Consider the following 21,618-nt stretch of genomic DNA (forward strand, 5'->3'; position numbering starts at 1 on the left):
ACACCACGGTACGAGCTGGCTATAGTTTTGTAAAGTCAGTAGTATCGTGACATGCCCCTCCACATGGACGGCCCACTGTCCGACCTCGACTCCTGGACGGCCGGCGACCGCTGCTCCATTGCGCGCGCCTTGTCCGTGGTCGGAACCCGATCCGCCATGCTGATCCTGCGCGAGGCCTTCTACGGCACGACGCGATTCGACGACTTCAGCCGACGCGTCGGCATCACCGACGCCAGCAGCGCCGCCCGACTCAAAGAACTCGTCGACGCGGGCATCTTCGTCAAACAGCCCTACCGCCCCGACAAAGGACGAACACGCTACGAGTACATCCTGACGAAAATGGGGGAAGACCTGCTGCCCGTCGTACTCGGGCTGATGCAATGGGGCGACGAGTATCTACAGGATGATGACGGACCCCTCGATGTGGTTGATGCACAAGGGAACCCAGTGCACGTCCGGATCACCGACAACAACGGCGCGGAAGTGCCGGTGGACGAACTGAGAGTGCGCATCGCCTAGCTTCCGGTGTTCGACTCGGAGAGACGCACACACAGCGGGCACGACGCGTAACCTGCTGCACGTGGGCAACGATCTACAGCGCGGCACCGGAGGCCGACCCGACAGGGCCTGGACCGCACTGGTTTTCGGTCTCACCCTGGCCGCCGCCCTGTCATCGCTGTGGCACTTCGCCGCGCCACTCGCGCCCTTCGACCCAGCGGCTGTATCCGGCGAGACCGGAAGCGTATCGATCATTGGTCACGCGCAACTGTTCACCGAACAGGGGCCCCCGTTGTTTCCGTCGTCGCTCGTCATCGGCGCACTGACACTGTGCGTGGTTGCTGCGGCAGCACGAATTCGAGGATCTCGGCAGTCGCTGTTCTGGTGGCCCTTGCCGACTTCGGTGTTTCTCGGAGCTTCCTTGTGGGCCTCCGCCGCCGTCGGACCGCCGCAGGTCTCGGCCATTGCCTTGGTTCACCCCGACTCGATGGCCGCGCAGATGTCGGAGTCGCCGCTGTTCCGAGAATCGAGTCTCGTGTTCCTGATCGAATGCTTGGCAGTGTCGATCGTGATCGGCGCAGTTTTCGCGGGTGTTCAACACAGGGCCGACCGACGCTGAGGCCGAGTACGTTCAGGCCGTGACCGCCTGGCGTTGTGCGAGGCCTCGCGATGCGGTCAACTGTTTCTGCAGGATCGACCCAATCAGCAATGGTGCTGCAGCGCATGCGGGAATCGGGCGCGCGCTGCACGACACCACGCCGTCAAGAAGGGCAGATCATGAACATTTCGGTACATCAAGTGGTCCTCGACTGCACCGACGCCCGTGAGTCCGCCGAGTTCTACCGGCAACTGCTGGGATTCGAGTACATCCCCGGTGACGCCGAGACGATCGATCCGGAGTGGCTCGCGATCACCGCGCCGGACGGTTCGTGGCGAATCGCGTTTCAACAGATCGACTCACTACCTGCCGCAACATGGCCGGACGGCGAGCACCCTCAGATGTTGCACCTGGACTTTCGCGTCGACACCGTCGAGCAACTCGACGAAGAGCACACGCGCGCACTCGAATTGGGTGCGCAACTATTGCGGGACCTGCGGGACGACCCGGAAGAGCCGATCCGAATCTATGCCGACCCGGCCGGCCATCCGTTCTGCATCTTCGTCGGGACGTGAACCGGCGCGCCCCGCACATCAGCTCCCCACATTCGGATACCCGACGCCGATCGGAGTCACATATCCACAACCGAGGAGCCGATCCGCGGACCACGGACGCCAACCGAGCATCCGAGTGGTGTGGTCGAGTGCCGCCCGGGGCACACAACCACACCACTGCCGCAGGCACTCAGCCCAATTGCACTGTGACCGTGGCGCGGTGACCGAAGATTCGCTTGCCCTCGAACGTGGCACCCAGTGAGATGACCGCAGTACGCGTCGCCTCGTCCTTGGACTTGATCTTGCCGGTGAAGACGATCTCGGCGGCCTTGTGGGTGTCCACCGGGATGGGGGTGGTGAAGCGGACGGTGTAGTCCTTCACAGCGCCCGGGTCGCCGAGCCACTCGGTGATGTACCCGCCGCCTACGCCCATCGTGAGCATCCCGTGGGCCAGCACGTTCTCGAGATCGATCAGCTTGGCGAACTGCTCGCTCCAGTGAATCGGGTTCGCGTCGCCGGCAACACCTGCGTAGTTGACCAGGTCACCGCGGGTCAGGCGCACCGTGCGGGGCGGCAGTTCGTCTCCGACGTTCACCTCGTCGAACTTCTGTGTGGGCCGACCCCGGTACTCCTCGACGACCAGAGGTTCGTGTTCCTGCGGAGTGGACAGTGTGCCGCTCTCGCCGGAATCGGCACCGCTGACGTCCGTCGTCGCGCCGAACATCACCAAGTTCTTCGCAGACTCGGCGATGGCCGGATCGATCTCGCCGGACCGACCGACAAGCAGCGTGGTGTACGTGGTCTGCACCAGTTCGTTCTTCTGGTTGGACACGACGTTCTTGGTGACCATCATGTCGCGTCCCATGACCGTCTTGAACGAGTCGAGCGAGACATCGCACGTCAGTTGATCGCCGGCGAGGATCGGCTTCTGGAACACCAGCACCTGATCGGTCTGGAGGATCTGGCTCAGGTCGTAGCCCTCGGCGATGGACTGGAGAAGCTTCTTCTGCGCAAGGGTGCCGACCAGCGACATGAACGTCAGAGGCGCGACGAGGGCACTGTGACCCAGCGCGGCCGCGGCATCTCCGTCCCAATGGGCGGGGTGGAAATCCTGGACGGCGCGGGCGTACTCACGGACCTTCTCGCGGCCCACCTCGTAGTAGTCCTCGGTGCGGTAGTGATAACCGACCATGCTCCGAGCATGTTCCGCCGGATCGAATGCTTCACCGTCGGTTGCTGCCGTACCGGACTCCGCTACCTGCTCTGCCACTGTTGTCCCACCGTCTCGTACCCCACTGTTCACCATTACCCGAGCAACCTACCGAACAACGGCGTTCGTTGGCCAGGCCGGCGGGTTCAAGCCGAGCGGTGTCGCGGTGAGTCGTGGTAGCCCACCATGCCCACCATCGAGGCATGTTGCGACGGCGCGACGTTGGCGATCGTGGCACCCCGCGGGCGGTGTCGACGCGACGCGACTGCGTCGACGGCCATCAGAGCCGCACCGTGCGCGGTGAGAGACTCCGGATTGGCGGGTGCGACGACCGGCAGCATCAGATCACGACGGAACAGGCGCCGCAGCGTCGGAATGTTGGCGCAGCCACCGACCATCACCAGGGCGTGAACGGCACAGGGCGCGTCGACGATCACACTGGCCACCCAGTCCTCCAACGACCGAATGCTGCGTTCGAGAACATCATCGAAAGTGTTGCGCCACAACCTGACCGGACCACCGACGAAGGGTCCGGCAACTTCGGCCACCCGCAGTCGAGAAAGCTGCTCACGCGCCGTTCGGACCGATACCGTCAATTCTGCCCGTGCCCGATCGGACGCCAACTCGTCCGCTCCGTACGTCGAGAGCAGGTAGCGGGAGAGTTGCTCGTCGCAGCTGTTGCCTCCGAACAACGTGGTGCGCACGGAACTGAAGACCGTACCGGTGGCCGGGTCTGCCACGGACACCGTGGTGCCCGACGCCCCGATGTCACAGACCGCGACCGTACGAGCGCCCTCGAGCTGGCCCGTTCCCTGCAGATACCGCAGCTGAGCTCCGAGTTCGGAGGCGACCAGCAGTCGATCGGCCTCGTACGTGGAGTAGGCGGACGTACGCGCGCGAGCACCGGGATCGTCGGGTACTGCCAACACGATGTCCGTTCGGTCGACCATCTGATCGCGCGACATGGAGTCCAGCAAGTCGATGGCGACCTGAAGGTGATCGTCAGGATCGAACGAATGAACGATGTGGGCCGACCGCACCGACTCGTCGATCGCATCGACTGCGACCCCTCGGGCAGTGGCAGAACCCACCGAAACACCAAGGACTGTTCTCATGATTCCTCGACTCGACTGGCTACTCCGACCTGCCGATAGTAAACCGCCGAACCGTCGTCTAGACAGCAATCTCGGTATCTGAATGAACTTTCGGTTTGTTTTGGGACATATAACAAGCAGCGAAACCCGTGCCGACCGATCTCAGGCGACGTGATCGAAAGGATCTCGACGGTACGCCAGCAGCGGACCCCACTCCTCCTGCGCCGAGGTCATCGCCGCACAGGCGACGCCGTTGGCCGAGTCCATTCCGCGCGCGGCCGCGACGATGGACCGAGCCGACTGCACGAGGGAGACATCGAATCGGAAGCTGTGCGCCGCCAATTCGGCGAACGCGTCCTCCGGACTACAGCCGCGCAGCGCGATGAGAACACCCACCGCCCTGTCGATAGTGGTGCGAGTCAACGGTTCTGCTGCGGGATTCTCGGTCATCGAATACTCACCGTCTGCTGGTCGATGACTCGATGGTAGCCACGCATGAGCAGAAGTTCAGGTGTCGGAGTCGAATTCACATACCCGTCACGAGAAGGACTTGTCCAAGTATCAAAAATGCACGCTCACAAGGGAATCAACGAATCGATCTCACTCGACCGGACTCGCCGCCGGTTCTTCGTCGACGGTCGTGGGTTCGGTCGTGACCGGAACCTCCGTGGTGGTCTCGATCGGGCTCGTGGTCGTCGGAGGATCGGGGTCGGGTTCCGGCTCGACGGTCGTCGTTTCTTCTCCACCCGAATCACCACCGCCACCCGAGTTGCCGCCGCCCGACGCCCCGCCGTCCGCATCGCCGTCCGAGTCGCCACGACCTTCGCTGCCGCCGCCGCCGGAGACCACGCCGGGTCTGCCGCCACCCGATCCGGCCCGGGAGTCCCCACCCCCCGACGAGCTCTTCGACGTGGGGACCGGACTCGCGGGGAGCGCTTCACTCCAGGTACCGACCGGCACCGGCCCGTACACCGGTGCCTCGAACACCCCGGCCTCGATGGACGGAACAGCCGACGGCGCAGGCGGGGGGACCGCCGAACCCGCGACCACCGCCACCGACGACGACGCGACCTCGCTGCCCCCGGGCGACGGCATCTCGGTGCGATCCGCGCTGTCGACCACGGAATTCTGGGTCGGACCGGCCGCCGACAGCGCCCACACCGTGGCTCCGCTCAGCGCGGCGAGAACCGCGACGCCCAAACCGATCATCGTCAGTCGCGCACCGCGTGGAGTACCGGCCGCATCGCTGCCGGAACCGTTCCAGACCTCGTCGACCGACTCCGCAGGGACGTCGACCGGCCCGCCTGCCCATGCAGTGAGGGCGTCTACGGTGCCGATCAGTGCTGCTGCAACTCCCAGCGGAACCTCGGCGTTCAACCGCGGATCTCCGGCATCGACCACCACGACATCGCGAACCTCATGGGCGGCGAGCGCTGCACGGACGATTCCGCAGAGCGCGATGCTGTCGCACACCACTCCGGAACCGCTGATCCGCAGATCGTTCTGGGCCGCTTGCACCCTCATGATTCCGAGCATCGTGGTGACGGCGTCACCCACGCCGCCGGGAACCGCCGCAACGGACACGGTGCGCGTGGAGATGGCTCCCAACTCGGGTAGATCGGCCTCGACCAGCACGGCCGACACTTCTTCGGCACCGACGTGTACCCCGAGCGCAATGGCCATGGTCGTCGACTCCCCCCGACTTCGATTCGGACTCAGAGTACCCTTCGAGCGCGAAATCGGGGAAACAAATTGTTTTGCTCGATCAGAACTCCAACCTGCTCGCCTCGTCGCGGGCCGTCTCGGCGGCCCGGCGCTCGCGCTCGAAGAGCAGGCCGAAGGTGAATCCGTTCTCCCCCGCCGTCGTGCCTGCTCGCGCGCCGAGGGTACGCAGAATGTCCGCCGCGATCACCGCGTCCTGATGCTCTCCCAGCACCTCCTGAATCGTCTTGAAGTGCTTGATGTTCGCCTTCGAGACCTTCTTGTCCACCACCGGTGCAACCAACTCGGCCGCATACCGTGCTCGTTTCGATGCCTTTCGTGCCCGATGCAGCGCCTCGTCGTCGGTACCGCCCACGGCACTCTTCGTCCGATCGATCGCCTTCTTTCCTGCCTTGCGTGCCAGCTTGACCAACACGCGGTCGGTGACCTCGCCGTCGATCGGTAGCCCGCGCGACCACTCCGCCAGCGTCGTGAGCAGCGCGCGGTAGCGCTCTCCGTCGAGTTCGGTCATCGCCGCCTCGCGATACCGAATCTGCTCGGCGAGCAGGTCGTTCTCGATGCGCGACGCGACCGGCCCGAGCACCAGTTCGGGCGGTAGTTCGCGCAACGCTGCGGCGAAACGGGCACGTTGCACCTGACGATCGCGCACTTCACCGAGAATGCTTGCATACCAAGACAGTTCGGCCTCGAGCTGGGCGGCGGGCTCGTCCTCGAACAGGCTACCGAACACACGAAGGGTACTGCGGTATCGCCGAATCGCCACCCGCGTGGAATGAATCGGATCCAGCCCTCGACGCAGATACACATCGCCCGCGACGATCGCCTGCGCCTGCGCGTCGAGATAGTCCGCCAACAGCACCACCCCGGGTTCGGCGGGTACCTGACGCACCACCGACAGCGCCCGATCCAGCTTCGACGGATGCGCCGACGGCCGGGCACCGGCAGCCCGCAGCACCTTGCCCGCCTTCTTCGGAAACGACTCCGAGCCTGCGGGTCCGAGTTCCACCTCGACCTCCCGCCACCGCGGACCGGTCGCGCCGCCGATCAGGACGACGGAGACCTCGTCGTCGGCCACTTCCGCGACCACAGCCCCGTCGGCGTCGGACACGGTGTGAATCCTGCGATGCGTCGTCAGAGTCGCGACCGCAGACAACTCCGCGCCCATCACCGCACCGCGCAGCACGTCGTTCAGCTCGTCCGGCACCGCACCGTGCGCTCCGTTGCCGAGAGGGAGCCGAATCTCGGTCCGCGCCTTCTCCGCCGGGACCTTCGCATGCCAGCCGTTGTCGGAATCACCGGTACGACGCCGAACCGTGATTCCGCGTCGCAACAGGTCGTGGCCGGTCGTGTCGAAGTACTCACTGCTCAGGTCGGTCTCGCTCGACGCCAGCGCGCCGCCGGAGGGCACCAGTGAAGCGAGAGTGGGCAATCGGAAATCTGCGTCGACGTCGAACTTGTCTTCGCGCTCGGTCTGAATCGACTCCATACCTGTCATCCTGCCTCGAGTACCGGGGCCGATGGAGTCCGAAACTGCAGACCGGTCAGCGTCGCGGAAAGTCGAAGTCCGGCAGCGGAAAATCGAACGTCCGAGTGGACCGTGTGGTGGTCGGCGGACGCGTCGTCGTCGTGGCCCGGGTCGTCGTGGCGGGGCTCGTCGTGGTCGGACGAGTCGTGGTGGCAGGCGGGACAGCCGTCGGTACAACGGTCGACCGATCGGGGGTGAGCGTGTCGGGTGCCGTCGTCTGCTGGATGTCGGACGGGGCACTGGTCGTGGCCACGGTGCGCCGCGCTGCGGTTGTGCTCGCCGCGTCGGAAGTGGTCGGCGCTGGGGCCGAGGGCGACGTTGCCGACGGGTCGACCGGAGGCGAGGTCTGCGCCGTCGTGGTCGCGGGCGGCAACGACGACCCGGTGGTGTCGGCGGGTGATCCGTCTGCGGCAGGCACCACGGACTGCGACCGAGCGGTCGGTGAGGCGTCCTGCGAACTGTTCACCGACGGAGACGGCTCGTCGCCGCTGGTGCGTGCGGCCGCAGTGACCACGGTGCCGGCTGCACACACCGCCACGATCGCCGCGAGCGCGCCGCCGAGATGCCGAGACTTGTTGACCCTGGTCATCCGCTTGGAGGAGGTGTCGCTGTGCCGTGGGCGCTTGGAGACCACCGGGGCGACCGCACCCACCTCCACGTCTGCGGAGTCCCGATCCACGGCAGCGAACCGATCGGTGAGCACCTCGAGCGGTGCCGGGGTGGGCCGCCGACCCACCGTCCGAGCGATGCCGGCAGCGCCGTGCGCCGCCAGCAGTTCCGGCTGCTCGGGCACGTAGACCGGCATCGACACCGCGTCGAACAGGACCTGCCGAATTATCTGCATGTTGGCACCACCACCGACAGCGACGATGGCGTCGACGTGGATGCCCTGTGCACCGACCTCGTCGAGCACGTCCACGGCCATCGAGACGGCTCGGCGCACGGCGTCGCCGATGAGCTCGTCGAGATTGCCACGCCACAGCGATGCACGTCCGCCGACGAACGGTCCGATGATCGACACGCTGCGAAGCAGTGTCAGTTCGTGTTTCCCGGCGCGGACGTCGTGAACGAGCCGCCGCCGAGCCTCGACCGTCAGCGCCTCGGCCGCACCGAACGTCGCGATGAGGTGATCGCACAGCACCCGATCGCAGTCGTCACCACCGAGGGCGTCCGTACGACGCGACGCGGGGACATCACCGCTGTCGACGTCCACCACGGATACCGAGGTACCGGATGCACCGACGTCGAACAGAGCGACGCAGCGCTCACCGGCGAGCACCCGCGTCTGACGCAGCGCACCCAACTGGGCACCGAGTTCGGAGACGAGCACAACGCCATCGGAGAAGTCCTGGTCGTAGGCCGTCTTGGGGTCGCTTTCGCGCAGTGCGAGCACCGGATGGAAATCCCCGGACGCATACTCGGTCGCCAGATTGTGAACCGACGTGATGACGGCATCCCACGGATCGGGAGCGAGGCCGTTGGGTGCCGGCCGGGATGCGACGGGCTCGTGCACTTCCAGGACAGCACCGGAGCGCGCGTTGTCGCTGATCACGCTGCGCAGACCACTCGACCCCAACGAAGCGCCGAGTACGGACACATCGGGAACCGCGGACACTAGAAACCTCACTCTGGTAGGCCCCAACCCACGTCGAGTTACCAGAGTACCGCTACAACCGGACATTCACCACGTTTCGCGGTGAGAAACAGACCTCGGGATCGTTTACTCGACGCTCGAGCGAACGAAGTTCAGGTAGGCCTTCGACGGTGTCGGCCCACGCTGGCCCTGATACTTCGACCCCACCGCGGCGCTGCCGTACGGATTCTCGGACGGCGAAGACAGCCGGAAGAGACACAGCTGCCCGATCTTCATGCCCGGCCACAACGTGATCGGCAGGTTTGCGACGTTGGACAACTCCAGCGTGATGTGGCCACTGAAGCCCGGATCGATGAAGCCTGCGGTCGAGTGCGTGAGCAGACCCAGCCGCCCGAGCGAACTCTTCCCCTCGAGCCGACCGGCCAAGTAGTCCGGCAGCGTCGTCAATTCCAGCGTGGAGCCGAGAACGAACTCCCCCGGATGAAGAACGAACGGCTCACCTGCGGCAGGTTCGACCAGCGTCGTCAATTCGTCCTGCTGTAGCGACGGGTCGATGTGGGTATAGCGGGTGTTGTTGAACACCCGGAAAAGCTTGTCGAGCCGCACATCGACACTCGACGGCTGAACCATCGACGGGTCGAACGGTTCGATCGCGAGGTTTCCCAAGGTCACTTCGGCACGGATGTCACGGTCGGAGAGCAGCACCTCTGCAGGCTACTGGTCCTGGGCGGTCCCCCGCGACACACCCGAACCCCGATCACGATACGTAGCTCCACAAAGGAAAAGCCGGACAATCGAGCGGCACGACCATTCACATTCGGGCAACTCCTATCAGGAAGAGTGAAATGACAATTCCGTTCGACGTCCCCTCGTACTGGGACGACAGATCACAATGCCTCGTTCTGGCCACCACTCCCGCCGAGAATCCGACCTTGTGGGAACAATTCCTGGACGGCGCAGAGGAAAGCTATATGCGACACGGTGTGACCACCGCACTCGAAATGTCGACCATTCGCGACGGCAGCACCACCTCACTGTTCTTCGCCGCACTCGACCGAACCGGGCAAATAGTCGGTGGAGTACGAGTGCAAGGACCGTATTCCTCGGTCGATCAATCTCACGCACTGATCGAATTCGCCGAGTACCCCGACGGGCTCCGGCGCGTGCACACCATGCTCGACGAACGCATCGGCCACGGAGTCGTCGAACTCAAATCTGCGTGGGTCGCTCAGGGCGCACCCCACGGCCGGGCCGTCACCGCGATGATCGCGGAATCACCCGCCTACAGCACCGCGCTTCTCGGCGCGCGCTACGCGTTGGCCACCGCGGCATCCCACGTCCGCGCCGCATGGCTCGACACCGGAGCGGTCATCGCCACCCAGATCGCGCCGATCCCCTACCCCGACGAGCGCTATCGAACCGAGGTGTTCTGGTGGGACAGAACCACACTCGCATTCAACGCCGATCTGGCCACCTGGCGCCGGATGCGGCAGAACACCGTCACCCTGCTCGCGCACCGCCGCGCAGCCGCCGAACTCCCGGAAGCAGTCGCATCATGAACGATCGAAACCTACCCGGCCACCACTGGAAGCCTGTGATATTCGACGAGACGGACGCCACACAGCGCGCCGCTCTCGACGAACTCAGACGCGATCCGACCCTCACATTTCTGGACGAGAGGAAGACGCAGAGAAAAGGCCTCCTCTCACTTCTTCCCGGCCCTGAGCAGAGCCTTCTCGACGAAAACGACAGGTGGGTCTTCTTTCCATGGCGGAAAACCGTCGTCGCGGTACTCGGACCGAACTCGTTCCGACACCTGAGGCTCGACAGAAACCGAAACAAGATAACTCTCGCGGAACAGAATTCTTTAGGAGATCTCACGATAGGAATCATCGGGCTCAGCGTCGGACACGCCATTGCCCACACCCTCGCACTCGAAGGAATCTGCGGGACGCTTCGCCTCGCCGATTTCGACGAGATCGAACTTTCCAACCTCAATAGAATTCCCGCATCCATCCTCGATCTCGGCGTCAACAAAGCGGTCGTCGCTGCCCGACGCATTGCCGAAATCGACCCGTACCTACGCGTCGAAATCGCCGAGGACGGCATCACCGAGAACACCATCGACGAGTTCTTCGACGGACTGGACCTCCTCGTCGAGGAATGCGACTCCCTCGATGTCAAAGTCCGGGCCCGCGAGGCGGCCCGGTCGCGACGCATCCCGGTACTGATGGAAACCTCCGACCGAGGGCTTCTCGACGTCGAACGCTTCGACCTCGAGCCCGAACGCCCGGTGTTCCACGGCGTGCTCGGCGAGATCGACTCTGCGAGTCTGCGAGGGCTCGGCACGCGCGACAAGATCCCGATCGTTCTCGATCAGCTCGACGCCTCGCTGCTCTCGGCGCGCATGGCCGCTTCGATGGTGGAAGTGAGCGAAACCATCGAGACCTGGCCGCAACTGGGGGGCGACGTTCAACTCGGCGGTGCCACCATCGCCGCAGCCGTTCGACGCCTCGGCACCGGAGCGCACCTACCGTCCGGACGAATCCGCATCGACCTCGACACCCATCTCGATGCGCTCGTGCCCCCGAACCCGACGCGTCGGGTGCAGGAGCCCTCGGTCGATACCGCCGCCGACGCCCGACGGGCCTGCGTCGATCCCGACGCGCTCGTTCTCGAGGCTGCCCGTCGAGCGCCGTCCGGTGGAAACAGTCAGCCGTGGACCTTCACCCGCGACGGACGCACCGTGCGGATCGAGGTCGATCGTTCACGAACCTCGACGCTCGACATCGCCTTCCGCGGCAGTTGCGTCGCCGTCGGTGCTGCCGCTTTCAACGCCCGAGTGGTGGCCACCGCGCAGGGCAGGCTCGACCGCACCGACGTCGGCGCGAACGGAGTCGAGATCACGCTGGGCGCGGGCGACCCACAACCCATCACCGATCGACGCCAGCTCGACGGCGTTCTCGAGCGGTGCACCAACCGGGAGTTGGGCACCGGCGCGCCGTTGGACGCGGACATCGCCGCCGACATCGCCGCTGCAGCGGCCGCAGAAGGTGGACGGGCAGTGCTGCTGACGACACCCGAATCCATTGCCGCGGCCGCGGATGTCCTCGCCGCCGCGGATCGCATTCGGTACCTCACACCGCACCTGCATCGAGACATGTTCTCCGAGTTGCGTTGGCCGGGAGATCCCGATCCCGATCGGGGCATCGAGGTATCGACTCTGGGAATCGACGACGCAGACCTGTCCAAGCTGGAGATCGTCAAGCGGCCGGACGTCATGGAGCTCGTCCAAGTCTGGGACGCCGGCGCGGCACTGGGGACCGATATGCGGGATCGAGTGCTGTCGAGTTCGGCACTTGCCGTGGTCGTCGTACCCGGATCGACCGCGGAACATTACATCAGAGGAGGATGTGCAACAGAGAACGTATGGGTAACTGCGCATTTGCGTGGATTGGCGGTGCAACCGGTTTCCCCTGCGTTCCTCTACGCCCGAAGCGCGGAGGAGTATCGGCAACTGTCGACGCACCACGCAGAAGCACTGCAGCAGTTGAGTTTTCGGTTCCGCGCACTGCTTGAAATGGAAAGCACCGAATCCGTTGCACTGGTGTTGCGGCTCAGTTGCGCCCCGAAAACAGCCATACATAGTCGCAGACTTCCTGTTTCAGCGTCTGTATCGGGGTAGAGTTCCGGCGAAGACCAGGGGGAACAGTCCTGCACTGAGTCTACGAGAGGCGGGAGTAGGGCCCTGGAGCACAAACGGACGCTCGAGGTCCTCGTCACCGGCGTCGCGACCGAACTCATGGGAGTCGATGCGGCGACGGTGCGCGAGGCCTACGAATCCGTGCTGCGGCAACTCGTGGACTACCTCGGCATCGACTTCAGCTTCCTCCGACACAACGACTTCGAGGCCAGGGCCACCAGACTCACCGCGGAATGGCCACCGCGACTGAGCGTGCCCGATCCGGATCCACTGGCTGTGGTCTACTTCGACGACGCAGACTCGGTATTCCGCCTGGCCGAGACACTGACCGAACCGGCAGTGTTTCGGCCGGATCCGGAACAGGAGGACTACCGTCGACGCGTCGAGCAGGGGTCGGGATTCTCCGCGACCTCGATGGCCGTCGTGCCACTGCTGCATTCCGAACGCACCACCGGCATCCTCGGCTTCATCAAGATCGGTGACCGAAGTTGGTCCGAGGCAGAACTCAACGCGCTCAAAGCAATTGCGGCACTGCTCTCTCAACTGCAGGCACGGGTGATCGCCGAGGAGCAACTTCGATTCTCGGCACTGCACGACCCGCTGACCAAACTGCCGAACCGCACGGCTCTCGCACAACACCTCCGCGAACGACTCGACCCGTCCATGCCCGGTCCCGTCGCCGTGATGCACATCGATCTCGATCGACTCAAAGCACTGAACGACTTTCTGGGCCACCTGGCCGGAGACCACTACCTCGAGACCATCGCCGATCGACTGCAGAGCTTCGTCGGCAGGTCGGCCGGTCTCGTCGCACGCCTGGGCGGCGACGAGTTCCTGGTGGTACTGGCCGGGCCGTGCTCGGCCCGCGTCGCAACACACCACGCCGAGATGATCGCCGAAGCCGTGAACGCCCCCGTCACCCTCGGAGTCGAACGCATCAGCAGAAGCGCGAGCATCGGAATCGCCTTCGGCCAGCCCGGCAAGCACACCGCCGAGTCGCTTCTGCGGCAGGCAGATCAGGCCGCCCTGGTGGCCAAACGCGCAGGCGGCCACGACATCGCACTGTTCACCGAAGAGATGCACGCCGACGCCGAACTCCGCAACGACGTCGAGATCCACCTGCGCGAAGCCATCGCGGGCGATTCGCTCACCCTGCACTTCCAACCCGAGGTGGACCTGGTGACCGGACGCATCACCGCAGTCGAAGCCTTGGTCCGATGGCAACACCCCACCCGCGGGCTGCTCCCCCCGTCCGCATTCATTCCGGTCGCCGAGGAGACCAACCTCGCCGGTGAACTCGGTCGCTGGGTCCTCGACCACGCCTGCCGCACCCTCGCCGACTGGCAACGCGAGATCCCCCACCTCGACATCGCGATGCGCGTCAACATCTCCCCCGTCCAACTCGTCACCAACGGATTCGTCGGTGCCGTCGCCAGAGCACTCACGGAATTCTCGATAGCCGGGCCCGACCTGTGCCTCGAGATCACCGAAGTGGCAGTGGTACAGGACCTTTCCCGCACCCGAGTGACACTGAGCGAACTCCACGAACTCGGCGTGCAAGTGGCGATAGACGACTTCGGCACCGGATACAGCTCCCTGTCACACCTCAAGGAACTCCCCGTCGACGCACTCAAGATCGACCGCGCCTTCGTCACCGACCTGGGCAACGAGAACACCGGCGACCTCGCGATCGTTCAGTCCATCATCGGACTCGCCCGCGCCTTCGGGCTGACCATCATCGCCGAAGGCGTCGAAACACAGAGCGCCAGAAGAACCCTGATCGAACTGGGATGCACCCGCGCTCAGGGATACCTGTTCTCCAAACCGGTGCCGGCCGACGACGCACTCGAACTCCTCCACGGCGTGCGCATCGACATCTGACCATCCTGATAACCTGACATCCGCACCACACGCCGGTGTAGTTCATTGGTAGAACGCGACCTTCCCAAGGTTGAGAGGCGGGTTCGATTCCCGTCACCGGCTCCACCGACCGCCCACCTCGGGCCGTCCTCCTACGGGCTCCTCTCCTGCCGATACCGGTCGTTCCTGCAGGCTCTACTCCTGCCCATCCCGGTCGTTCCTGCAGGCTCCACTCCTGCCCATCCGATTTGCTCCCGTCTCGTCCGTATCGCTGAACTCACAGACGCTGCACAGTCACTGCGGTCACTCCTGAAACAAACCGACCACCGCACAATTTCGGTCGATACCCTTGCTACCGACCGGTAGCATGTGCGAATTCATTCATTGTATTCGCAAGAATTCCTGCATTTCCGAAGAAACTTCTTCCGCCTTCTTCGCCGTGCTAGAAATCAAATGTCGACATCTTTTCACCGACAAATGACCTGACAGGAATCCCCCTCATGCGATCACTTTCGACAATTGTCGCGGTCACCCTGACGACGATGGCCGTGGCCGTCTCGTCGGCGACCGCTGCCCCGTCACTGGCCACACCTCCGAGAACCCAAGGCGGAGCCGGAACCCTTCTGTGGGAGGATCAATTCAACGGATACGGTGGACCCGACCCCGCCAAATGGGGATTTCAGACCGGCCGTTGGGGCGCGAGTTCCGGTGAGCAGCAGTACTATACAGATTCCTGGAACAACGCCAACCAGTTCAACGGCTCACTGAACATCACCGCGCGTCGGGAGAACGCACCCGACCGCAAGCGGGCACCGTACAACTTCACCAGCGCCCGCGTGGTCAGCATGGGCAAGCAATCGGTGACGCCGCCGGTGCGCATCGAAGCATCGATCAAAATGCCGAGCGCCCAAGGTCTGCTGCCCGCATTCTGGACCCTCGGTCTCCAACCCGGTGGCGAATATTCATGGCCCAGCCAAGGGGAAGTGGACATCGTCGAAATTCCCGGGCTGTACGGGCCGTCATTCAATTTACACGGCCCCTCCAAGTGGAACTCCAATCAAGATACGAAGACCGGCGGAAGTATGAATCCGGTCAACAACGGATTCCACACATACCGAATCGACTGGTTGCCCAACAGCATCACCTGGTTCGTCGACGGAGTCGCTCGGTTCTCCCTCACTCAGGCCCAGTACGAGGCGAAGGGCGGCAACTGGAAAGCGTTCTCGGGCTCGTGGCCGCACTACATCCTCTTCAACGTCGCCGTCGGCAACAACTGGGTCGGCAAGACACCGAACAGCACGCCGTACCCGCAGACGATGAGCGTCGACTGGCTACGCGTGAGTCGCCTCTGACCTGCAGAGCAGCACTTCCTGTCCGCACGGGGCCCAGCCACCACGGCTCAGCCCCGTGCGGTGTGCGCGATCGGCACGGTTTCGACGGCAGAACAATTCTTGTGACTTTTCTCAGCGACGCCGTCTCGTCATAGGGACATTCCACAGTCAGGGGAATATCGTCTGTTCATGCGCGGGCCACGGCGGAGTCTGATCACCCTCGTCATCGCCGCTGCCACCGCACTCCTTGCGCCTTCCGCACACGCCGGGCCCGTGATGCCCATCGCCGCCGCCCCCGAGCAACCCGACCACGCCGATGCCATCCGCTACTCGGCATCGAACCGCGACGCCGCCCCGCCCGGAGCCAACGACATGAGCTGCACACCCACCGCAGCCCACCCGAATCCTGTCGTCCTCGTGCACGGCACCGATGCCACCGCGTACGCCGACTGGGCAGGCTTCGCGCCGATCCTGAAAGCAGCAGGCTTCTGTGTCTTCGCCATCAACTACGGCACGTCGCCGGACGGCAGATCCAACGGGTACGGCGTCATCGAAGACAGTGCAGCGCAACTGAAGGCGATGACGTCGTCGATTCTCCAGGCAACCGGTGCCGCCGCAGTCGACGTGGTCGGCTACTCCCAGGGTGCCGCGGTGGCTCGATACTTCGTCAACAGACTGGGCGGCGCCGACGTCGTCGATCGATGGGTGGGAATCGCATCACCGACGTACGGCGGCACCATGTACGGAGTAGCGCCCGTCGTGCAGGCGGTGCCGGGTGCAACCGGTGTCCTGGCAAGCGAATTCGGTCCTGGTCTCGCCCAACTGATGGCCGGATCCGACTTTCTCGATCGGCTCAACGCCGGCGGCGACACCGTGCCCGGGGTGGAGTACACCTCCATCGCAACACGGGTCGACGAAGTGATTCAGCCGTACACCAATGCGCTGCTTCGAGATCCGGGAGCGCACAACATCGTGGTGCAGGACGTGTGCCCCGATACCGAGGTAGCGCACTTCACGTTCACCTACGATCCCACCGCGCTGCGGCTGGCGCTCAACGCCCTCGACCCGGCGAACGCGCGTCCCCCGACCTGCGTACCGGTGCCGCTGGGAGCCGGAATCCTCGACGTCGTCCTCGCCAGCCACTGATCCTCAGGTCAGGAGCTGATACGCCCTGAGCCCGACGTACAGTTCGGCGGCCTGGATCGGATCACGGAAGTCGCGACCGGTGAGCTCGGCGATTCGACGTAGCCGATACAACACCGTGTTCCGGTGGTAGTGCAGCGATTCGGCGGCATCGCGGGTGGAACCGCCGCAGGAGAACCAGGCGTCGAGAGTATCGAGCAGGCTCTGCCGTTCGGCTCGCGGCAACGCCAGCAGATCGCCGAGTATCTGACGGGAGGCGATCCGGCCCGATTTCGGATCGCGGACCAGCAGCAGCGGCACCGGCACGGAGTCGTAGCGCACCGGTGCGGGCGGTGATGCCTCGCCCGAGGTGCACGACCGCGCCAGCCGGGCCTGGCCGACGGCGTCACCGATACCCGACGGCGACCGGAACACCGAGCTCACCCCGACCCGCCCCGGACACAGCTCGCTCAGCGTGACCACAGCGGAGTCGATCTCCGATTCCGTTGCGGCACAGATGAGCCCGACGGTACCGTCCACCTCGGCGTCCCACACCGATTCGGCACCCGCGGTACGGAGGCGGGCGATCAATCCGTCGATCCCCATCGCTGCGGTCAACGGCTCCTGCGAGACCACCGCGAAGTAGCCGTGGTCGGGAATGCGGAACGTTCGCAACGCGTCCGCCGCCGCAGTCGGATTCGCGCCGTGATCGGCGAAGAGCACACGGATGAGACGTCCACGAGCTTCGGCGCTTTCGCGCGCACGCATGTCGGCGCTCTCTCGATAGGCTTCCGCTGCCTCGTCGGAGTACACGTCGACCAACGCCCAGACCTGAGCGGCCATGTCCAGCAGCGCATGACTCGCGCGGCCGTCCGAGCGTTCCATCAACTCGTCCCAGACCAACCTGCCGCCCAGCCGAAAGGCGTGCAGCAGGGCAGCCAGCGGTACCCCCTGCTCGGCCTTGAGCCGGCCCGCGTCCCGCGCCGACTCGAGCCGCATGGGAGCACGACCGGACAGCTTGCCCAACATCGAGGCCAGATTGCTCCGCGACGCCTCGTAGAGCTGCTCGGTGGTGAGCAGCGTCGATTCGAGGTAGGCGTGCTCGGCCCCCAGGATGCGTCGCACCAGCTCGGTCGCGAGATCGTCGACGCCGTCGAGCATCGTCGCGGCCAGATCGGTCGGTGACGGATGCACATCGAACTCGGTCGCGGTCATGACCGAACTCTAGCCGTACCCGTGTAAGCCACGCCACAGCGAAATTGTGCGGTGGCACAAACTGTCGCATCCGATTGAGGCCCCCGGCCCATAGCGTCCCGCGCCCGAGTGCGACCACAATCACAGTGAAGCCGTGTACCCGAACGACGAGTGGAGCCGAGAAGTTGACCAGCGACGTCACCCCACACCTGCAATCCGTACCGACGACGGGACCCACCGAGGCAGTCGACTCCGCACTCGCCGATCTGTCCGCGGGAGAGAAGAACTGGGAACGCCTCACCCTGGCCGAACGCCGAGCGCTCCTCGAACGTGTGCATGCGCTGACCACAGCTCACGCGCAGGAGTGGGTGACGGCGGCAACGTCGATCAAGGGACTCGACGCCTCGTCCAGCCTCGTCGGAGAGGAATGGCTGTCGGGTCCGTACTCGTTCCTCAACGGACTCGGCACCGTGGCGCACACACTCGCGGCGCTCGAAGCAGGCACCAGCCCACTGGCCGGTGCGAAGTTCGGGACGGCACCCGGTGGGCGCACGACGGTGTCGGTGCTGCCCCTCAACATCTTCGAGCGACTCCTGCTCAACGGGTTCAGCGCCGAGGTGTGGCTGAAGCCCGGAATCGACCGTGCGACCGCACAGCGGACCGCGGGTCTCGCCCAGCTCGACCCCACCCGCACCGCAGGCATCGGAGTGGTTCTCGGCGCAGGCAACATCACCTCGATCGCGCCGCTGGATGCGTTGTACGAACTGATCGCGTTCAACCGGGTCGTCGCACTCAAGCTCAACCCCATCATGGATCCGCTGCTGCCCGTGTTCGAGAAGATCCTCGCCCCGCTCGTCGACATCGGCGCACTGCGTCTGCTCACCGGAGGAGCCGACGTGGGCACCTACCTGGTCCAGCACTCGTCCGTCGACCACGTCCACATGACCGGCAGCGCCATCACGCACGACGCGATCGTCTTCGGTCCCGGCCCGGACGGAGCTGCGCGCAAGGCAGCCAACGACCCGATCCTCACCAAGGAGATCTCCAGCGAACTCGGCGGAGTCTCGCCCACCATCGTTCTGCCCGGTGAGTGGAGCCGTGCCGACATCGAGTTCCAGGCCGAACACATCGCCACCCAACGCCTGCACAACAGTGGATACAACTGTGTCGCTTCGCAGGTCGTCGTACTGTCCTCGGAATGGAAGCAGCGCGACCAATTCGTCGCCGCCCTGCGCGCCGCCCTCGACCGCGCTCCGGCACGAACGCCCTACTACCCCGGCAGCGACAAGCGAGTGTCCGACGCCACCGCCACCTACCCGTCCGCCGAACGCCTCGGTGAACGCGGCGGCCGCGTGCTCATCACCGATCTGAACCCCGGCGAATACGCACCGCTGCTGCAGACCGAGTACTTCGCACCGGTCATGGGTATCATCGAATTGCCTTACAGCGGAGCAGCATTCGCCGCCAAGGCGGTACAGGCCACGAACGAGGAATTCACCGGAACACTCGGCATCAACATCATCGGCACCCCCGGCACCATCAAGGGACTCGGGGAGAAGTTCGACACCATGCTCGCCGACCTCCGGTACGGCACCATCGCCGTCAACGCCTGGACGGCCATCGGATTCCTCACCGCAGCGGCCACCTGGGGCGCATTCCCCGGCCACACCGTCGACGACGTGCAGAGCGGAATCGGCGTCGTGCACAACGCATTACTGATCGACGGGGCCGAGCGAACAGTGGTGCGCGGGCCTTTCCGGCCACTGCCGCGCTCGCTGGTCAACGGCGAACTCTCCATCTCGCCGAAGCCACCGTGGTTCGTCACCAACAAGACCGCAGCATCGACCGGCAAGCTGCTCACCGCATTCGCGGGCGCACCGTCCTGGTCCAAGCTGCCGGCAATTTTCGCCTCCGCCCTGCGCGGGTAGAACCCAGCGTCGACGACGATCGAAGGACAATCATGAGCTCTCAGCGCACGACGGCCGACTACATCGTGGTGGGCGCAGGTTCGGCAGGCGCGGTGGTGGCCAATCGCCTCAGCGCAGACCCACGCAACGAGGTGATCCTGCTCGAGGCCGGCCCCGAGGACAAGAACAAGTTCGCCCACATTCCCGCTGCATTCTCCAAACTCTTTCGCAGCGAGGTCGATTGGGACTACCTCACCGAACCGCAACCGGAACTGCGCGATCGCAGCATCTACTGGCCGCGCGGCAAGATGCTCGGTGGCTCGTCGTCCATGAATGCCATGATGTGGGTGCGCGGATTCGCCGCAGACTACGACGACTGGGCGGCAGTCTCCGACGACTCCTGGTCGTTCCGCAACCTCGTCGGCTACTTCCGCAAGATCGAGAACATCGAGGGGACAACCGAACTCGACTCCGGTACGGACGGCCCGCTCGTCGTTTCGCACCAGCGCAGTCCCCGTGCCCTGACGTCGTCCTTCCTCGACGCCGTCGAGGAGGCCGGTTATCCGGTGGAGACGGCAAACCTGCCCGAACCCAGGGGCTTCAGCCGCACGATGGTCAACCAGAAGCGCGGCGCACGGTGGAGCACCGCCGATGCGTACCTACGACCGGCGAAGAAGCGCAAGAACCTCACCATCCTCACCGATGCGCAGGCCACTCGCGTCCTCTTCGAGGGCAGTGCCGCGGTGGGCGTCGAATACACCTCGGGCGGCGCAGTACACACCGTTCGTGCACGCAGAGAAGTCGTACTGTCCGGCGGAGCGATCAACACCCCGCAACTGCTGATGCTCTCGGGCATCGGCGACCAGGAACAGCTGAAGTCGCACGGCATCGCCGTCCGGCATCACTCACCCGGAGTCGGACAGAACCTGATCGACCATCTGGCCGCACTCATCGGCTGGAAGACCGAAACCGACTCGCTCTTCCACGCCGAGAAGATCCCGGAGCTGGTCAACTACCTCGCACGACGACGCGGCATGCTGACCTCCAACGTCGCCGAGGCCTACGGTTTCGTCAAGAGCCGCGAGGACCTCGCCCTGCCCGATCTCGAAGTCATCTTCGGCCCGGCACCCTTCTTCGACGAGGGACTCATCGCGCAGGACTCCCATGCCGCCGTCATCGGAACGGTGCTCCTCAAACCGGAGAGCCGCGGCGAGATCACCCTCCGGTCGTCCGACCCGACGGCCAAGCCCATCGTCGAACCGCACTACCTGGGTGATCCGGAGGGCCTCGACCGCCGGGCGATGATCGAAGGCCTTCGCGCATGCATCGCGATCTCCGAAACACCAGCTCTGAAGGGACTGCTCGGCGACGTCGTACGCCCGAGGGTGGCGTCGAACATCTCCCCGGCGGACCTGCTCACCGAGGCTCTCGAGCAGAATGCGCACACGCTGTATCACCCCGTGGGCACTGCCCGTATGGGCAACGACGCCGACAGTGTCGTCGATGCCGAGTTGCGGGTACGGGGCGTCGACCGCCTTCGCGTCGCCGACGCGTCGATCATGCCGAGCATCATCCGCGGACACACGCACGCACCGTCGGTGGTGATCGGCGAACGAGCAGCGGACTTGATCCTTCGTTGATCCGCGAGTGAACCTTCGGAAAATTTCCGGTTTGGCAGTCCGGTTTGTCGGGTAACAGGTGGACAC

Annotated in this window: 19 protein-coding genes and 1 tRNA gene; 12 read left to right on the plus strand and 8 right to left on the minus strand. The window is 64.7% G+C overall.

Annotated elements, in window-relative coordinates; all coding sequences use genetic code 11:
- Positions 1 to 51 precede the first annotated feature (51 nt).
- From CH274_RS11235 to CH274_RS11250, 4 genes are all read left to right on the plus strand, one after another.
- Entirely contained in the window at positions 52 to 519 is a 468-nt protein-coding gene (locus CH274_RS11235) for a winged helix-turn-helix transcriptional regulator (RefSeq protein ID WP_094657478.1), read from the plus strand.
- 61 nt (positions 520 to 580) lie between these two features.
- Positions 581 to 1,117, plus strand: a complete 537-nt coding sequence (locus CH274_RS11240) for a hypothetical protein (protein WP_094657479.1) — start codon at positions 581 to 583, stop codon at positions 1,115 to 1,117.
- 33 nt (positions 1,118 to 1,150) lie between these two features.
- Positions 1,151 to 1,279: a CGNR zinc finger domain-containing protein gene (locus CH274_RS29985; RefSeq protein ID WP_218829206.1), complete on the plus strand. Its 129-nt coding sequence runs from the start codon at positions 1,151 to 1,153 to the stop codon at positions 1,277 to 1,279.
- Positions 1,276 to 1,671 (plus strand): VOC family protein, encoded by a 396-nt coding sequence (locus CH274_RS11250; protein ID WP_094657481.1) that lies wholly within the window; start codon positions 1,276 to 1,278, stop codon positions 1,669 to 1,671. Before CH274_RS29985 ends, CH274_RS11250 begins: the two co-directional genes overlap by 4 nt.
- 169 nt (positions 1,672 to 1,840) lie before the next feature.
- Here the strand turns inward: CH274_RS11250 and CH274_RS11255 are convergent, their stop codons facing one another.
- The 7 genes from CH274_RS11255 to dcd all read right to left on the minus strand — a co-directional run bounded on the left by CH274_RS11255 (position 1,841) and on the right by dcd (position 9,500).
- Positions 1,841 to 2,956: a fused (3R)-hydroxyacyl-ACP dehydratase subunits HadA/HadB gene (locus tag CH274_RS11255; protein ID WP_032396614.1), complete on the minus strand. Its 1,116-nt coding sequence runs from the start codon at positions 2,954 to 2,956 to the stop codon at positions 1,841 to 1,843.
- 50 nt (positions 2,957 to 3,006) lie between these two features.
- Positions 3,007 to 3,975, minus strand: coding sequence for an Hsp70 family protein (locus CH274_RS11260; RefSeq protein ID WP_032396615.1), 969 nt, complete (start codon positions 3,973 to 3,975; stop codon positions 3,007 to 3,009).
- Between the two features lie 141 nt (positions 3,976 to 4,116).
- Complete coding sequence (locus tag CH274_RS11265; RefSeq protein WP_032396616.1) at positions 4,117 to 4,404, minus strand: ANTAR domain-containing protein; 288 nt, start codon at positions 4,402 to 4,404, stop codon at positions 4,117 to 4,119.
- A gap of 150 nt (positions 4,405 to 4,554) precedes the next feature.
- Complete coding sequence (locus CH274_RS11270) at positions 4,555 to 5,637, minus strand: hypothetical protein (RefSeq protein WP_094657482.1); 1,083 nt, start codon at positions 5,635 to 5,637, stop codon at positions 4,555 to 4,557.
- 82 nt (positions 5,638 to 5,719) lie between these two features.
- Positions 5,720 to 7,162, minus strand: coding sequence for a CYTH and CHAD domain-containing protein (locus tag CH274_RS11275; RefSeq protein WP_094657483.1), 1,443 nt, complete (start codon positions 7,160 to 7,162; stop codon positions 5,720 to 5,722).
- A 55-nt stretch (positions 7,163 to 7,217) separates the two neighbouring features.
- Positions 7,218 to 8,828 (minus strand): Hsp70 family protein, encoded by a 1,611-nt coding sequence (locus CH274_RS11280; protein ID WP_179275707.1) that lies wholly within the window; start codon positions 8,826 to 8,828, stop codon positions 7,218 to 7,220.
- 93 nt (positions 8,829 to 8,921) lie between these two features.
- Positions 8,922 to 9,500 carry a dCTP deaminase gene (gene dcd / locus CH274_RS11285; RefSeq protein WP_032396620.1) on the minus strand — a complete coding sequence of 193 codons (579 nt, stop codon included), beginning with the start codon at positions 9,498 to 9,500 and terminating at the stop codon, positions 8,922 to 8,924.
- A 140-nt stretch (positions 9,501 to 9,640) separates the two neighbouring features.
- Between dcd and CH274_RS11290 the strand changes: the two genes are divergently transcribed.
- The 6 genes from CH274_RS11290 (at position 9,641) to CH274_RS11315 (ending at position 16,835) form a co-directional block, all read left to right on the plus strand.
- A complete protein-coding gene (locus CH274_RS11290) occupies positions 9,641 to 10,354 on the plus strand; it encodes a hypothetical protein (protein ID WP_052049869.1) in 714 nt (237 codons plus the stop codon).
- Positions 10,351 to 12,480: an Rv1355c family protein gene (locus CH274_RS11295; protein ID WP_094657485.1), complete on the plus strand. Its 2,130-nt coding sequence runs from the start codon at positions 10,351 to 10,353 to the stop codon at positions 12,478 to 12,480. The genes CH274_RS11290 and CH274_RS11295 overlap by 4 nt, the downstream gene beginning before the upstream one ends.
- 117 nt (positions 12,481 to 12,597) lie before the next feature.
- Entirely contained in the window at positions 12,598 to 14,379 is a 1,782-nt protein-coding gene (locus CH274_RS11300) for a putative bifunctional diguanylate cyclase/phosphodiesterase (protein WP_094657486.1), read from the plus strand.
- Between the two features lie 31 nt (positions 14,380 to 14,410).
- Positions 14,411 to 14,484, plus strand: a tRNA-Gly gene (locus CH274_RS11305).
- 374 nt (positions 14,485 to 14,858) lie between these two features.
- Positions 14,859 to 15,710, plus strand: coding sequence for a glycoside hydrolase family 16 protein (locus CH274_RS11310; protein ID WP_032396624.1), 852 nt, complete (start codon positions 14,859 to 14,861; stop codon positions 15,708 to 15,710).
- A 168-nt stretch (positions 15,711 to 15,878) separates the two neighbouring features.
- Positions 15,879 to 16,835: an esterase/lipase family protein gene (locus CH274_RS11315; protein WP_094646038.1), complete on the plus strand. Its 957-nt coding sequence runs from the start codon at positions 15,879 to 15,881 to the stop codon at positions 16,833 to 16,835.
- A 3-nt stretch (positions 16,836 to 16,838) separates the two neighbouring features.
- On the opposite strand, the gene CH274_RS11320 is transcribed toward CH274_RS11315, so the two are convergent.
- A complete protein-coding gene (locus tag CH274_RS11320) occupies positions 16,839 to 18,026 on the minus strand; it encodes a PucR family transcriptional regulator (protein ID WP_032396626.1) in 1,188 nt (395 codons plus the stop codon).
- A gap of 188 nt (positions 18,027 to 18,214) precedes the next feature.
- Here CH274_RS11320 and CH274_RS11325 point away from each other — a divergent pair, with 188 nt between their 5' ends.
- Together CH274_RS11325 and CH274_RS11330 are read left to right on the plus strand one after the other, a co-directional pair.
- On the plus strand, positions 18,215 to 19,933 hold the full coding sequence (locus CH274_RS11325; protein WP_094657576.1) for an aldehyde dehydrogenase family protein: 1,719 nt from the start codon (positions 18,215 to 18,217) through the stop codon (positions 19,931 to 19,933).
- Positions 19,934 to 19,965: 32 nt separating this feature from the next.
- Positions 19,966 to 21,552, plus strand: coding sequence for a GMC family oxidoreductase (locus CH274_RS11330; RefSeq protein ID WP_032396627.1), 1,587 nt, complete (start codon positions 19,966 to 19,968; stop codon positions 21,550 to 21,552).
- The last annotated feature ends 66 nt before the right edge of the window (positions 21,553 to 21,618 follow it).

The sequence above is a fragment of the Rhodococcus sp. 06-418-5 genome, assembly GCF_002258285.1.
Classification (GTDB): domain Bacteria; phylum Actinomycetota; class Actinomycetes; order Mycobacteriales; family Mycobacteriaceae; genus Rhodococcoides.